General features: G+C 68.8%; 11 protein-coding genes. 5 read left to right on the plus strand and 6 right to left on the minus strand.

The window, feature by feature from the left end:
• Nucleotides 1-19: 19 nt before the first annotated feature.
• Nucleotides 20-1,150, plus strand: coding sequence for an isocitrate/isopropylmalate dehydrogenase family protein (locus JOE30_RS13480; protein ID WP_204867216.1), 1,131 nt, complete (start codon nucleotides 20-22; stop codon nucleotides 1,148-1,150).
• Nucleotides 1,151-1,153: 3 nt separating this feature from the next.
• Here the strand turns inward: JOE30_RS13480 and JOE30_RS13485 are convergent, their stop codons facing one another.
• Nucleotides 1,154-2,065, minus strand: coding sequence for a class I SAM-dependent methyltransferase (locus JOE30_RS13485; RefSeq protein ID WP_204867218.1), 912 nt, complete (start codon nucleotides 2,063-2,065; stop codon nucleotides 1,154-1,156).
• A gap of 257 nt (nucleotides 2,066-2,322) precedes the next feature.
• Here JOE30_RS13485 and rpsA point away from each other — a divergent pair, with 257 nt between their 5' ends.
• On the plus strand, nucleotides 2,323-3,801 hold the full coding sequence (gene rpsA / locus JOE30_RS13490; RefSeq protein WP_027506761.1) for a 30S ribosomal protein S1: 1,479 nt from the start codon (nucleotides 2,323-2,325) through the stop codon (nucleotides 3,799-3,801).
• 156 nt (nucleotides 3,802-3,957) lie between these two features.
• On the opposite strand, the gene JOE30_RS13495 is transcribed toward rpsA, so the two are convergent.
• Entirely contained in the window at nucleotides 3,958-4,188 is a 231-nt protein-coding gene (locus JOE30_RS13495; protein ID WP_081821417.1) for a hypothetical protein, read from the minus strand.
• Nucleotides 4,189-4,357: 169 nt separating this feature from the next.
• Here JOE30_RS13495 and coaE point away from each other — a divergent pair, with 169 nt between their 5' ends.
• Nucleotides 4,358-5,575: a dephospho-CoA kinase gene (coaE, locus tag JOE30_RS13500; RefSeq protein WP_204867220.1), complete on the plus strand. Its 1,218-nt coding sequence runs from the start codon at nucleotides 4,358-4,360 to the stop codon at nucleotides 5,573-5,575.
• Between the two features lie 7 nt (nucleotides 5,576-5,582).
• On the opposite strand, the gene JOE30_RS13505 is transcribed toward coaE, so the two are convergent.
• Both JOE30_RS13505 and JOE30_RS13510 read right to left on the minus strand, forming a co-directional pair.
• Nucleotides 5,583-6,104: a DUF402 domain-containing protein gene (locus JOE30_RS13505; RefSeq protein WP_204867222.1), complete on the minus strand. Its 522-nt coding sequence runs from the start codon at nucleotides 6,102-6,104 to the stop codon at nucleotides 5,583-5,585.
• A gap of 23 nt (nucleotides 6,105-6,127) precedes the next feature.
• Entirely contained in the window at nucleotides 6,128-7,651 is a 1,524-nt protein-coding gene (locus JOE30_RS13510) for an ATP-dependent DNA ligase (protein ID WP_204867224.1), read from the minus strand.
• Nucleotides 7,652-7,760: 109 nt separating this feature from the next.
• Here JOE30_RS13510 and uvrB point away from each other — a divergent pair, with 109 nt between their 5' ends.
• The gene (uvrB, locus tag JOE30_RS13515) at nucleotides 7,761-9,923 is read left to right on the plus strand and encodes an excinuclease ABC subunit UvrB (protein ID WP_027506756.1); all 2,163 of its coding nucleotides are present in this window, start codon (nucleotides 7,761-7,763) and stop codon (nucleotides 9,921-9,923) included.
• A 57-nt stretch (nucleotides 9,924-9,980) separates the two neighbouring features.
• Here uvrB and JOE30_RS13520 read toward each other — a convergent pair whose 3' ends face one another.
• The gene (locus tag JOE30_RS13520; RefSeq protein ID WP_204867226.1) at nucleotides 9,981-10,865 is read right to left on the minus strand and encodes an ABC transporter permease; all 885 of its coding nucleotides are present in this window, start codon (nucleotides 10,863-10,865) and stop codon (nucleotides 9,981-9,983) included.
• Nucleotides 10,862-13,750, minus strand: a complete 2,889-nt coding sequence (locus tag JOE30_RS13525; protein WP_204867227.1) for an alpha/beta fold hydrolase — start codon at nucleotides 13,748-13,750, stop codon at nucleotides 10,862-10,864. Before JOE30_RS13525 ends, JOE30_RS13520 begins: the two co-directional genes overlap by 4 nt.
• A 127-nt stretch (nucleotides 13,751-13,877) precedes the next feature.
• Between JOE30_RS13525 and JOE30_RS13530 the strand changes: the two genes are divergently transcribed.
• Nucleotides 13,878-14,330, plus strand: coding sequence for a universal stress protein (locus tag JOE30_RS13530; protein ID WP_027506754.1), 453 nt, complete (start codon nucleotides 13,878-13,880; stop codon nucleotides 14,328-14,330).
• The last annotated feature ends 33 nt before the right edge of the window (nucleotides 14,331-14,363 follow it).

The raw sequence follows: 14,363 nt of genomic DNA on the forward strand, positions 1-14,363 counted from the left end.
ATGAGTAATGATGGCGGCCATGACGAGTGCAGCGCATCCCGGGGCCGCACAGCCCCACGACTCCGGCTCGCGCCGCGCACCGCACCGCATCGGTGTTCTGCACGGCGACGGCATCGGCACCGAGATCGTGCCCGGGACGGTACAGATCGTCGATGCGGCCGTGCAGGCCCTGGGTGCCACGCCCGTCGAGTGGGTGGAGCTGCCCTTCGGTCGTACGGCACTCGACGAGTTCGGCGACGCGGTACCGCCGCGCACCCTGAGCGCGTTGGCAGAGCTGGACGCCTGGGTCCTCGGACCGCACGACAGCGCGTCGTACCCCGAGGAGACGCGGGGACAGCTGACGCCGGGTGGTCGCATCCGCAAGGAGTTCGATCTGTACGCGAACATCCGCCCGGCGCGCGCCTTGCCGGGCGTGCGGGCGACGAGTCCGAACATGGACCTGGTCGTCGTCCGGGAGAACACCGAGGGCTTCTACGCCGACCGCAACATGGCCGTCGGATCCGGGGAGTTCATGCCCACTCCCGACGTCGCCCTCGCCGTGGGGGTGTTCACCCGTCGAGCGTGCGAACGCATCGCCGAGCAGGCGTTCGCCCTCGCGGAGACCCGTCGGCGTCACGTGACCGTGGTGCACAAGACGAACGTGTTGCGACTGACGACGGGGCTGTTCAGGGACGTGTGCATGGAGGTGGCCGAGCGGCACCCGGACGTCGAGGTGGACCACGAACACATCGACGCCCTCACGGCGAAGCTCGTGCGGTCGGGGGAGACCTTCGACGTCCTGGTGGCCGAGAACATGTTCGGAGACATCCTGTCCGACCTCACCGGCGAGTTGGCCGGGTCGCTCGGGATGGCACCGTCGATCAACGCCTCGGACACCAAGGTGATGGCCCAGGCCGCCCACGGCGCCGCCCCCGACATCGCGGGCCGAGGCCGCGCCAACCCGACGGCGCTGCTGCTGTCGGTGGCCGCGATGCTCGAGCACCTCGCGGCGGGACCCGGGCCCGCCGATCACGCACGGGTGGGAGAGCGGATCCGCGCGGCGGTCGAGGCCACCATCGCGTCGGGAGTCGGTACCGCGGACATCGGGGGACTCGCATCCACGAGCGAGTTCCTCGAGACGGTCGACGCCCACGTGGTGCGCGGTCTCTGACGGTCAGGCGGTGCAGCAGAAGATCGCGGTGCCGGGGAAGAGCTCTCCACGCAACGGCGACCACTGACCCCACTCGCGATCGAGCCACTCCGGCCAGTCGGGTTCGACGATGTCGACCAGGGTCAGCCCGGCGGCGACGATCTCGCGAACGCGATCGCCCACCGTGCGATGGTGCTCGACGTAGGTGGCGGTGCCGTCGGGATCGAACTCCGCGTACGGCGTGCGGTCGAAGTAGGGGATGGTGGCGGTCAGCCCGGCCGGGCCCGGATCGTCCGGGAAGATCCACCGCATCGGGTGGTTGACCGAGAACACCCACCGTCCGCCGGGGCGCAGCACGCGCCGGACCTCGCGCATGACTCCGGCGGAGTCGGCGACGAACGGGATCGCGCCGAAGGCCGAGCACACCGCGTCGAAGGACGCGTCGGCGAACGGCAGGTTCTCCGCGGAGGCCTGGATCAGCGCGGGTGACGGATTGCCGGGGGAGGCTGCCTCGCGAGCCGCGATCGCCGCAGCGCCGTGCGCCAGCATCCCGGCCGAGATGTCGAGGCCCGTCGCGCGGGCACCGTGACTGGCCAACCAGCGCGAGCAGGGGGCGGATCCGCATCCGATCTCGAGCACGTCACGCCCCTCGACGTCACCGAGCAGATGCACGTCGCCCTCGTGCAGACCCTCGGGGCACCACACGAACTCGCCGGCCTCGCTCGTCACGCCGAGGAAGTCGCCGTGGGTGCGGTGGTACTCGTCGGAATCCTGGTCCCACCAGGACCGGGACGCCCGCTCGGAGGATCGGGAGTCGACGCGGCGGCGACCGGGGAGCGGCTCCGCGGGGGCCGCGCCGGCGGCGGGAGTGGGGCCGGGCGTGGACCCGGTCGGACGTGCCGGAACACCGAGATCGCCGGGGGTTTCTGTGTACACGCGCAACACGGTAACCGGGTTTGCTCGGTGCGCGGGGCACCGAGTAGTCTTCGATACGCGAATGTCTGTCTTCGCGTGCACGTGGTCGGACTCCCGCTCGTCGGCGAGGGTCCGTGACGTGTCCGGGGGGACCGCGTCGTGTCTCGTCTCCCAGCGCTCAAGATACGGCAGCACGCGTGTCCTGTCCGCAGGAAGAACGAGTCTGTCCGACCGAACATCCATCCACCGACCCCAACCCGTCCGGAGCAACTCACCACATGGCCTCATCCACCGTCACCTCGCCGCAGGTAGCCGTCAACGACATCGGCTCCGCCGAGGATTTTCTCGCCGCGATCGACGCGACGATCAAGTACTTCAACGATGGCGACATCGTCGAGGGCACGATCGTCAAGGTCGACCGCGACGAGGTCCTGCTCGACATCGGTTACAAGACCGAAGGCGTCATCCCCTCTCGCGAGCTCTCCATCAAGCACGACGTCGACCCCAACGAGGTCGTCTCCGTGGGCGATGAGGTCGAAGCTCTCGTCCTCACCAAGGAGGACAAAGAGGGTCGTCTGATCCTGTCGAAGAAGCGCGCACAGTACGAGCGCGCCTGGGGCACCATCGAGGAGCTCAAGGAGAAGGACGAGGCCGTCAAGGGCACCGTCATCGAGGTCGTCAAGGGTGGTCTCATCCTCGACATCGGTCTCCGTGGCTTCCTTCCCGCGTCGCTCGTCGAGATGCGTCGTGTCCGCGATCTCCAGCCGTACGTCGGCAAGGAGATCGAGGCCAAGATCATCGAGCTCGACAAGAACCGCAACAACGTCGTCCTCTCGCGCCGTGCATGGCTCGAGCAGACGCAGTCCGAGGTGCGCAGCGAATTCCTGCACCAGCTCCAGAAGGGCCAGGTCCGCAAGGGCGTCGTGTCCTCCATCGTCAACTTCGGCGCGTTCGTCGATCTCGGCGGAGTCGACGGCCTGGTTCACGTGTCCGAGCTGTCCTGGAAGCACATCGACCACCCGTCCGAGGTCGTCGAGGTCGGCACCGAGGTCACGGTCGAGGTTCTCGACGTCGACCTGGACCGCGAGCGTGTCTCCCTGTCGCTCAAGGCGACGCAGGAAGACCCGTGGCGTCAGTTCGCCCGTACCCACGCGATCGGTCAGATCGTCCCGGGCAAGGTCACCAAGCTGGTTCCCTTCGGTGCGTTCGTGCGCGTCGAAGAGGGCATCGAGGGCCTGGTCCACATCTCCGAGCTGGCCGAGCGCCACGTGGAGGTCCCGGACCAGGTCGTCACCGTGGGCGACGACGCGCTCGTCAAGGTCATCGACATCGACCTCGAGCGTCGCCGCATCTCGCTGTCGCTGAAGCAGGCCAACGAGGACTACAGCGCCGAGTTCGATCCGTCCAAGTACGGCATGGCCGACTCGTACGACGAGCAGGGCAACTACGTCTTCCCCGAGGGCTTCGATCCCGAGACCAACGAATGGCTCGAGGGCTTCGACAAGCAGCGCGAGGAGTGGGAAGGCCGTTACGCCGAGGCGGAGCGTCGCCACAAGATGCACACCGCGCAGATGGAGAAGACCGCGGCCGACGAGGCGCAGGAAGCTGCCAACGCAGCGGCCGGCTACTCCTCGGAGACCGGTACTCCGTCCGCACAGGGTGCACCGGCGGCAGCAGCTCCCGAGTCCACCGGCGGATCGCTCGCCAGTGACGCTCAGCTCGCCGCTCTCCGCGAGAAGCTGTCCGGCGGAGCATGATCCGCTGATCGACCGCTGAACGAGAGAAGCCCCGAACCGCACAGGTTCGGGGCTTCTCCGGTTCGTGGCACCGGCTCCCCACCGGCTCCACACACGAGAGAAGGCCCGATCCGCGCGGGATCGGGCCTTCTCTCGTGTGGTCGGTGGTGCGGTGGGTCAGCTCGCTGCGGCTGCACTCCAGCCGGTGCCCATCTGCACGCCGCGTTTACGCATGGACGCGAAGCTGTGGCGGGCAGGGCTGATGAGCGAGGTGAACCAGTTGCGGCGATGTTCCGCCAGCGCATCGGCGACCTGAGGGATCAGGATGCAGTGGACGCCGTCGGACATGCCCAGGCGGTGCCGCCCGGACTGCATCCGACCGACTCCCTCTCCCGCAATGGTGTTCATGCCCGTCCTTTACCTGTCGAGTACCGTCTCGCGGAGCCTTCCGGAGAAAATACGAAAGCCTGTTGTGCGCCTCGAAGATAACCGACAGGTTGGGAAACATGGTGCATTTGAGACTGGTGATTCGCGGCGTGTTGATGCGCCGCGCGCCGGACTCGGCCACACTGGGTCCGTGTTGAGAATCGGATTGACCGGTGGAATGGGCGCGGGGAAGTCGACGGTGTCACGCACCCTCGCCGACCTCGGCGCCGTCGTGGTGGACGCCGACAAGATCGCGCGCGAGGTCGTGGAGCCGGGCACGCCCGGACTGGCCGCTCTCGTCGAGCGCTTCGGCGGGGACATCCTGGCGGACGACGGCAGCCTGAATCGTCCGGCGTTGGCGGCGAAGGCGTTCGGAGACGAGGAATCACGCCTCGCGCTCAACGGCATCCTGCACCCACTGATCGGGCAGCGCACGACCGAGCTCGTGAACAGCGCCCCGCCGGACTGCGTCCTGGTGCACGACATCCCGTTGCTCGTCGAATCCCGCACCGCCGCAGCGTTTCACCTCGTCGTGGTCGTCCACGTCGAGGCGGAGGAGAGGGTGCGACGGCTGGTGGCCTCGCGTGGACTGAACGAGGACGACGCTCGCGCCCGCATCGCAGCCCAGGCGACGGACGAGCAGCGCCGCGCCGCCGCCGACGTGTGGCTCGACAACTCCGGGACACCGGAAGCGTTGGAGGCCATCGTCCGTGAGTTCTGGGCCGATCGACTCGAGCTCTTCGCGGCGAACCTCCGCTCGGAGACCGTGGCCTGGGCCGCCCCTCGCGTGGTGCCCGCCGACCCGATGTGGCCCGCCGAGGCGCAGCGCGCGATCGATCGTGTGCGCCTCGCGTGCGGCGACCGAGCGATACGGATCGACCACATCGGATCCACCGCTGTTCCCGGCTTCCCGGCGAAGGACGTCCTCGACATCCAGGTTACGGTGGCGGATCTCGCCACCGCGGACGCGCTGCGTGATCCGCTGTCGGCGGCCACCTTTCCGCGCATCGAACACATCACGGCCGACGACCCGAAGCCGTCGGCGGTGCCGGGGGAAGCCGATCCAGCACTGTGGGAGAAGCGTCTGCACGGTGCCGCCGACCCGGGCCGACCGGTGAACATCCACCTCCGGGTCGACGGGTACCCCGGACAGGTCTTCGCGCTCATGTTCCGAGACCGGCTTCGCGCCGACCCTGCCGCTCGGGAGGCGTACCTCGAGGTGAAGACCCGTGCTGCCGCGCGGGCGGCGGAACACGGCGAGTACGCGGACGCCATCGAGGCGTACGTGGGGGAGAAGGCGCCGTACTTCGACAGCGTGTATCCCGACGTCGTGGAGTGGGCGGATCGGACGGGGTGGACCGCGGACTGATCGCCTCTCAGCGATCCGCCCAGTGGGTCGTCATGCCGAGAGCGGCGAGCCACCCGTTCACGTCGTGGTTCGCCGCCGCGATCCCGTCCACGGCTGTGGACGCCCGGCGGATCGCGGCTTCCGTCGTCCGCGCGTCGAGCAGCCCGGTGCTGTGTGCGACGAGCAACTCGTCGACGTCCAGGAGCTCGGCATCGCGGCCGGTACGGACGACGATGTCGAGGTAATGATCGACCGAGTGCCACACGTCCCCGTCGTGGACGAACTCGCCGATGTCGACGTAGTGGTTCTGGTCGCGGACATGGTTGGGCAGATAGTGGAAGATCGACGCGCGGATTCCCAGGCTGGGCACGATCCACGACTCCAGGTAGTCGAAGGACGGATGGTCCGACGGACGGGCCATGTAGAGGCCCCAGTCGGTCGTCTCGTACACGTCGACCGGGCGGACGAACCCTTTCGGATCGGTGTTGGTGCGTCCTGCGACGTCGAACACCTCGACCTTCGGTGGGTGCACGTGTGCCAGACCCGTCATGGTCCGCACCGTACCGCGCACCGTCACGGAGTGGGCGGCGCGAACATGCTCCGCACTCCGTCGAGCGTGTCGGCGTCCGCTGCCGCCTTGTCGTCGCGGTAGCGGACCACGCGCGCGAATCGGAGGGCGATGCCGCCCGGATAGCGCGAGGAACGCTGCAGTCCGTCGACCGCGATCTCGACGACCTGCTCGGGCCGCACGTGCACCACGTGCGAGGTCCGGCCCGTCTCGAGAGCCAGGAACCGCTCCGTCTGCCAGGCGAGCATCTCGTCGGTCATGCCCTTGAAGGTCTTGCCCAGCATCACGAAGCCGCCGGCAGGATCCACTGCGCCCAGGTGGATGTTGGACAGCAGACCGGACCGGCGACCGGATCCCCACTCGACCGCGAGCACCACGAGATCGAGCGTGTGCACCGGCTTCACCTTGACCCAGGCAGCGCCGCGTCGTCCCGCGTCGTACGGCGCACCGAGATTCTTGACGACCACACCCTCGTGACCGGACGCGACCGCCGACGCCGCGAACGAGTCCGCGGCCTCGAGGTCTGCCGTGACCAGCCGCGGCACCCGGTTGCCCTCCGGGATCAGAGCGTCGAGAACGGCCAGCCGCTCGTGCAGCGCACGGTCGAGCAGGTCCGCACCGTCCAGGTGCAGGATGTCGAAGAAGAACGGTGTCACGGTCACACCCGTCGACTGCGCCGTGCGTGACGCCGTCTCCTGGAAGGCCCGCGGGCGTCCCTGCTCGTCCAGGGCCAGCGCCTCGCCGTCCAGCACCACGGAGGTGAGCGGCAGGGCGCGCACGAACTCGACGACCTCGGGCAGGCGAGCGGTGATGTCGTCGAGACTGCGGGTGCTGATCGAGACGTCTTCACCGCGGCGGTGGACCTGCACACGGATGCCGTCCAACTTGGTGTCGAGCGCCACGGCGCCGCCGGCGCCACCGGCCGCCTTCGCCACACCCTCGGCCACGGTGGGGGCGCTGGAGGCCAACATGGGAAGCACCGCCCGGCCCACGGTCAGTCCCAGCTCCGCGAGTGCCGCCGACCCGCCGGTGAACGCGGCCGTCGCGGCCGTCACCGTGGATCCCGACAGCATCGCGGCCCGGCGTACCTCGGGGAGCGGGACGTCGGCCGCGGACGCCACGGCTTCCTGCACCAGCGCGTCGAGCGCACCCTGGCGGACCTCACCGGTAACCACGCCGCGCAGCCAGGTCTGCTCCGTGTCGGTGGCGCTGCCGAACAGTGCGGACACCGCCGCCGCGCGCGCTGCCTGCGATCCCGGGCCCGCCATCGTCGCGACGGCGTCGAACGCCGCATCGACGGCGGCGACCGTCAGCGTCGGTGCGTCGGTGGCCGGGGGGAGGGTGGCGACGCTGCGCCACCCCAGGCCGGTACGGCGTTGACGCAGAGTGCCCGACGCGTAGAGCGTCACCAGGGCGACCTCCTCGGGAGCGCACTCGGACAGCAGCGCGGCGAGCGCCACGACCTTGGCCTTGCGCGACCGGGTGGCGGCCACCGTGGCCGAGGTCTCGACGACGCGTGCGAGCAGCATGGGCCCATTGTGACGCGCAGGTCCGACAGGGACGGTCGGCGTACCCGTGGCCGGGTCGTGTGACCCGCCGAACGGCGACTGTGTCGGTGGTCGGGCCTACTCTGGTGATATGGCTTTTGCAGCTGAACAACCCGTCCTGGCGCACTCCGAGTTCCGTCCCGTGGGCGACATCGAGCGCAGCGATCGTCCCTTCGAGGTGGTCAGCGAGTACAGCCCTGCGGGCGACCAGCCGACGGCCATCGCGGAGCTGACGAAGCGCGTCCAGGCGGGCGAGAAGGACATCGTGCTCCTGGGCGCCACCGGCACCGGAAAGTCGGCCACCACCGCGTGGTTGATCGAGCAGGTGCAGCGGCCCACGTTGCTCATGGCGCCCAACAAGACACTGGCGGCTCAGTTGGCCAACGAGCTGCGAGAGATGTTGCCCAACAACTCCGTCGAGTACTTCGTCTCGTACTACGACTACTACCAGCCCGAGGCCTACATCGCGCAGACCGACACCTACATCGAGAAGGACTCGTCGGTCAACGACGACGTGGAGCGCCTCCGCCACTCGGCGACGGCCAATCTGCTGTCCCGTCGCGACGTCGTGGTGGTCGCCTCGGTGTCGTGCATCTACGGTCTCGGCACACCGCAGTCCTACGTCGACCGCTCGGTGCATCTCGAGGTGGGGCAGGAGGTGCCGCGCGACAAGTTCCTCCGGCTGCTCGTGGATGTGCAGTACACCCGCAACGACATGGCGTTCACCCGCGGATCGTTCCGTGTGCGCGGCGACACCGTCGAGATCATTCCGTCCTACGAGGAACTCGCCGTCCGTATCGAGTTCTTCGGTGACGAGATCGAGGCGCTGTACTTCCTGCACCCCCTCACCGGCGACGTGGTGCGCCAGGTCGACAGCGTGCGCATCTTCCCGGCTACCCACTACGTCGCCGGGCCCGAGCGCATGGAGCGTGCGGTGCGCGACATCGAGGCCGAGCTCGAAGAGCGGCTCGCCGACCTCGAGGGCAAGGGCAAGCTGCTCGAGGCCCAGCGGTTGCGTATGCGTACGCAGTACGACCTCGAGATGATCAAGCAGGTCGGCTTCTGCTCCGGCATCGAGAACTACTCGCGCCACATCGACGGGCGACCCGCCGGGACGGCGCCGGCTACTCTCATCGACTATTTCCCGGACGACTTCCTGCTCGTCATCGACGAGTCCCACGTGACGGTGCCCCAGATCGGTGCCATGTACGAGGGGGACATGTCGCGCAAGCGCAACCTCGTCGAGTTCGGCTTCCGGCTGCCGTCGGCCACCGACAACCGGCCCCTGACGTGGGAGGAGTTCACGCAGCGCATCGGGCAGACGGTGTACCTGTCGGCGACCCCCGGCAAGTACGAGCTGGGACAGAGCGGCGGTGAGGTGGTCGAGCAGGTCATCCGCCCGACCGGCCTGGTCGACCCCGAGATCGTCGTCAAGCCCACCAAGGGCCAGATCGACGACCTCGTGCACGAGATCCGCCAGCGCACCGAGAAGGACGAGCGCATCTTGGTCACCACGCTGACCAAGAAGATGGCGGAGGATCTCACCGACTACCTCCTCGAGCTCGGTATCCGGGTGCGCTACCTGCACTCCGACATCGACACGCTCCGACGCGTCGAGCTGCTGCGTCAGCTCCGGCTCGGCGAGTACGACGTGCTCATCGGCATCAACCTGCTCCGTGAGGGTCTGGACCTCCCCGAGGTCTCCCTCGTCGCGATCCTGGACGCCGACAAGGAGGGCTTCCTGCGCAGCGGGACCAGTCTGGTGCAGACCATCGGCCGTGCCGCCCGAAACGTGTCCGGCCAGGTGCACATGTATGCCGACAAGATCACCGACTCGATGCAGTACGCCATGGAGGAGACCGAGCGTCGCCGCGCCAAGCAGATCGCCTACAACGAGAAGATGGGCGTGGATCCGCAGCCGCTGCGCAAGAAGATCGCCGACATCCTCGACCAGGTGTACGAGGAGGCGGAGGACACCGAGGCCACCGTGGACATCGGTGGATCGGGCCGCAACGCCAGCCGCGGCCGGCGGGCACCCGGCGAGGCGGGACGGGCCGGCAGCAGCGGTGTCGTGGAGGGGCGCGACGTCTCGACCATGCCGCGCGCCGAGTTGGCCGACCTGGTCAAGCAGCTCACCGATCAGATGATGAACGCGGCGCGCGAACTGCAGTTCGAGCTGGCAGGCCGTCTGCGCGACGAGATCCAGGACCTCAAGAAGGAGCTGCGCGGGATGGACGCCGCGGGCCTGTCCTGATCCGTCGCCGAACCTGAGAAGGCCCGGCACCGACGGACACGGTGCCGGGCCTCGTCGTCAGCTCGTGATGTCCTTCGTCGCGAATCGTCGCCACGCGATGATGCCGAAGATGGTGGCGTACGCGAGCGAGGAGAAGGCGCCGTCGAGCAGGTCGTTCCACGACAGCGTCGGCGACAGCACGCTCGTCCACGACGTCGAGTAGTGGCCGGGCAACAGGTTGCGCAGCGATCCCAACGCCGTGATCTGGTCGAGGATCTGGGCCACGATGGACACCATCACCGTGCCGCCGACCGCGCCCAGGGGCGCATCGGTGGACACCGACAGGGCGAGTGCCAGCCCGGCCACCCACGTCAGATTGATCGCGATGAAGACGACGCCGATCGCGAGCCTCCCGATCGACAGCCCGAACGACAGGGCGTCGCCGAAGGGTGACACCAGCGATCCCACGCCGTACAGCACGCTGCCCAGGATCAGCGACACCCCCACGAGCGTGAACAGCGCGGCGAGCGACAGGATCGCCGACACCAGTGCCTTCTGTCGCAGCAGCCGACCTCGCGGAACAGGGACGGCGAGCAGGTAGCGCAGACTCGACCACGATGCCTCGCTGGCGATCGCGTCGCCGAAGAACAGCGCCACCACCACGATCAACAGGAATCCCACCGACACGAACAGGGCGAAGACGAGGAAGTTCACCCCGCTCTGCGTGCCCAGATCGATGAGGCTCCCGCTGGCGGTGTCGGAGTCCGACCCGCCCACCGTGAACGCGATGGCCATGATGACGGGCAGCAGCGCGAGGAAGCCCAGGGACAACTGGGTTCTCCGCCGCGTGAACTGCCGCGTCAGCTCGGTTCGCAACGACAGCGTGCCCGCCGGGGTGTACCCCGCGACCCGGCCGTCCGGATGCGCCTCGGTGGTGGTCGTCGGTCGACTGTCGGCGCTCATGTTGTCGTTCCGTTCCCCGAGGACGCTTCCGCCGCATGGCGGAGTCGGTCGGTGTCGTCGTGCACGAGGTCGAGGAAGACGTCCTCGAGTCGTGTCGATCGCGACGCGGAGGAGACGCCGATACCGGCGCTCACCAACGTCCGCACCACCATCGCGGGATCGAGCACTCCGAGCTGCGCCTTGATCGCGCCCTCCGGTTCCGCCTCGACGACCTCACCCATGCCGTCGATGCCTCGCAGCACCGAGACGGCATCGGTAGGCCGGTCCACACGGAACTCCAGAGGACCGCTCGCGCCGATCAGATCGTCGACCGTCCCGGAGCTGATGACGACGCCCTTGTTCATGACGACGACGTGGGTGCAGGTCTGCTCGACCTCCGCCAGCAGGTGGCTGCTGACCAGGACCGTGCGGCCCGTCTGCGCGTAGCGGATGAGGACGTCGCGCATGGTGCGGATCTGGGGCGGGTCGAGCCCGTTGGTGGGTTCGTCCAGGACCATGAGGTCCGGGAGTCCGAGCATCGCCTGCGCGATGGCGAGTCGTTGCCGCATGCCCTGGCTGTACGACCGGACCTTGCGGTGGATCGCCGTGCCGAGGTCGGCGATCTCGAGTGCCTCCTCGAGATGGGCGTCCTCCGCCGGTCGGCCGGTCGCCTTCCAGTACAGGTCCAGGTTCTCCATCCCCGAGAGATGGGGCAGGAATCCGGAACCCTCGACGAAGGAACCGAGTCGAGAGAGGACCGGCGCCCCGGGAGAGACCAGGTGCCCGAAGACTCGGATCTCGCCGCTGGAGGGCGTGATGAGGCCCATCAGCATGCGCAGCGTGGTGGTCTTGCCGGCGCCGTTGGGCCCGAGGAGCCCGAGCACCTGCCCCGCGCCGACGCGGAACGACACGCCGTCCACCGCGCGGAAGCCGTTGGAGTAGCTCTTCGCGAGATCGGTGATCACCAGCGGAACGTCCACCAGCGACTCGTCCACCTCGGCGACGGTGCGACGCCGAGAGGTGAACGACGCGAGAGCGACGAGGGCGGCGACCACCACGGCGAGCCCCGCGATGCCCACGACAGGAACCCACGGGAACGTCGACTCAGCGTTCTCGGCAGGTACCTCGGGCAGCGCGAGCGTGGCGTCGGAGAGGGTGACCGACACCGCCGCGGGCTCGAGCGGGACGGCGTAGGCCTGGTCGGTGGTGGAGAACGCCACCTCGACGCGATGTCCGGCGGCGACCTGGTATGCCATGCCCGGCAACGTGACGCTCACCGTGGACGGTCGATCGGACGGGGGGACCCGCACCGCGGACACCAGGCCGCTGGGCAGAGTGCGTCGACCGTCGTCGGCCACGTCGTACAGCTTGGCGAAGAGCACGGTACCGCTCGGCGAGGTGGTCGGACCGACGGTGACGGACACCGACGAGGTGCCGACGATCGTGTAGGACGTGTCGAGCGGCTCCGTGACGAACGACGCGGTCTGTCCCGGTATGTCGCCCGTCAGGAGTGCGCTCGCAGCCCCGCCGAGTCCGGCCGCGGCGCCGCCGAGGACCGAGGCGGAGCCGACCCCGGGCAGGGAGGTGAGAGCTGCTGGAGACCCACCGGGCGGCCGGACGACGGTTTGAGTGTCGTTGCCGGTGGCCGAGGTGAGCGGGAAGTCCTGGCGTTCGGTCGGGGTGGCGTCCGAGAGCCCCGGATATGCGGCGGCGGTGAGCTCGCGGGCCCGATCGCCCTGGTCGGTGGGGTCGCCGGCCAACGCGTACGTGAACGTCGAGTCGGCGCGCGCGGAGTCGGTCCCGTCCCCGGTCAGATGCTGTACCAGGAAGTCCGCGACCGCACCGTCCGCGGTGGCGTCGGTGCCGCCCGCATCGTGGCCGCCGTCGAACCATCGCACCTGGACCGAGCCGCCAGCCGCCGCGATCTGCCGCGCGGTGGCGTCGGCCTGGTCGAGTCCGAAGAGGGTGTCGCGCTGGCCCTGCACGAGCAGGGTGGGTGCAGTGATCGAGGAGGCGAAGGACCGGGGCGAGCGCGCACGCAGCAGTTCGCTGGTGGCCTCGGACGGTTGTCCGCTCACCGCGGACTCCGCGTACGCGAGACACACCTGGAGGGCGAACCGGCCGCATGCTCCAGCGGGGGCGGTCGACGACGGGGCGTCGCCGCTTCCACCGGGAGCAGGGGCCGCACCGGCGCCGAAGAAGATGCCGGCCCAGCCGCGTTTCAGGACGCCGGCGTCACTGCCCTCGGACACGGCGGGTGTCGGTGCCTGCGACGACGGCTCGGCCACCGAATAGTTGGGAAAGAGGGACTGGTTCAGGTCGTTCCACGTGATCGAGGCGGCGTCCGCGTCGATGCGAGGATCGGTTCCGGCCGCCATGAGCGCGAGCGCGCCGCCGTAGGAACCACCGGCGACACCGACCCGAGGGTCACCCGGGGAATCGAGTTGCACCTCGGGGCGAGTGGCCAGGTAGTCGATCAGGCCGCGAGCGTCGGCCACCTCACGATCGGGATCGTTGAGGCCGATGCTGCCGGTGCTGAGGCCGAAGCCGCGTGCGCTGTACGCGAGGACGACGAGCCCTCGCGACGCGAGATCCCGCGCCTGGGCGGCCACCGAGTTCTTGTCGCCGCCGAAGCCGTGGGCCAACAACACCGCCGGCGCGGGCGCGTCCGTGTCCGGCAGGTACAGCGTCGTGTCGATGTCGACGGTGGCACTGCTGCCCGGACTCTCCGGAAGGGTGCGGACGGCGTCCTCCGTCCGCACCGACGACGCGGAACCGTTCGAGTCGCGCAGAAGTGCGAACGACGCCACGGCGAGGGCGAGGACGACGAGCACCGCGACGACGACGATCACCGGTCGTCCGAGCGTGGAGGCGCGTCCGGGCAACCGGAATCGGGGTCGTGGCATTACTTCAATGTATGCGAGGGGGGAGGCGCGTGCTTTCGACCGGAAGCCGCGTCGGGCGGTCGCCGCTGCGACTAATGTCTCGAATCGACACTCGATGATCGTCGGGACATGACCACTGGAGGAATGTATGAGCGCTTACCGCAACGTCGTCGTCGGAACCGATGGCTCCGATTCGTCACTGCGGGCCGTGGAGAAGGCGGCAGCGCTGTCGGGGGATTCCGCCGCGACGCTCTACATCGCGTGCGCGTACTACCCGGCGGACTCGAAAGCGTCCTCGCAGGACGCGGACGCACTGAAGGACGACGCGTACCAGATCACGGGATCCGCTCCGACACAGGAGATTTTGCGTGTTGCGCGGGAGCGTGCGGTCGCAGCCGGCGCCTCGTCGATCGAGGAGCGTCCCGTGGTGGGCAACCCCGTCGACTCGCTGCTCGAGCTCGTCGGCGAGGTGAAGGCGGATCTGCTCGTGGTGGGCAACCGGGGACTGAACTCGCTCACCGGCCGCCTGCTCGGCTCGGTTCCGTCCGATGCGGCGCGCAAGGCGCGCTGCGACGTGCTGATCGTGCACACCACGCACTGACGCTCGAACCACCGCTGGATGCCGTCACGGCAC

The organism is Rhodococcus sp. PvP016, from assembly GCF_017832185.1.
Taxonomy (GTDB): domain Bacteria; phylum Actinomycetota; class Actinomycetes; order Mycobacteriales; family Mycobacteriaceae; genus Rhodococcoides.

Bases quoted from the DNA above. Each gene is read 5' to 3' on its own strand.
- JOE30_RS13480 (WP_204867216.1), top strand. From the start codon at position 20: ATGACGAGTGCAGCGCATCCCGGGGCCGCACAGCCCCACGACTCCGGC.
- rpsA (WP_027506761.1), top strand. From the start codon at position 2,323: ATGGCCTCATCCACCGTCACCTCGCCGCAGGTAGCCGTCAACGACATC.
- JOE30_RS13495 (WP_081821417.1), bottom strand. From the start codon at position 4,188: ATGAACACCATTGCGGGAGAGGGAGTCGGTCGGATGCAGTCCGGGCGG.
- JOE30_RS13505 (WP_204867222.1), bottom strand. From the start codon at position 6,104: ATGACGGGTCTGGCACACGTGCACCCACCGAAGGTCGAGGTGTTCGAC.
- JOE30_RS13510 (WP_204867224.1), bottom strand. From the start codon at position 7,651: ATGCTGCTCGCACGCGTCGTCGAGACCTCGGCCACGGTGGCCGCCACC.
- uvrB (WP_027506756.1), top strand. From the start codon at position 7,761: ATGGCTTTTGCAGCTGAACAACCCGTCCTGGCGCACTCCGAGTTCCGT.
- JOE30_RS13520 (WP_204867226.1), bottom strand. From the start codon at position 10,865: ATGAGCGCCGACAGTCGACCGACGACCACCACCGAGGCGCATCCGGAC.
- JOE30_RS13525 (WP_204867227.1), bottom strand. From the start codon at position 13,750: ATGCCACGACCCCGATTCCGGTTGCCCGGACGCGCCTCCACGCTCGGA.
- JOE30_RS13530 (WP_027506754.1), top strand. From the start codon at position 13,878: ATGAGCGCTTACCGCAACGTCGTCGTCGGAACCGATGGCTCCGATTCG.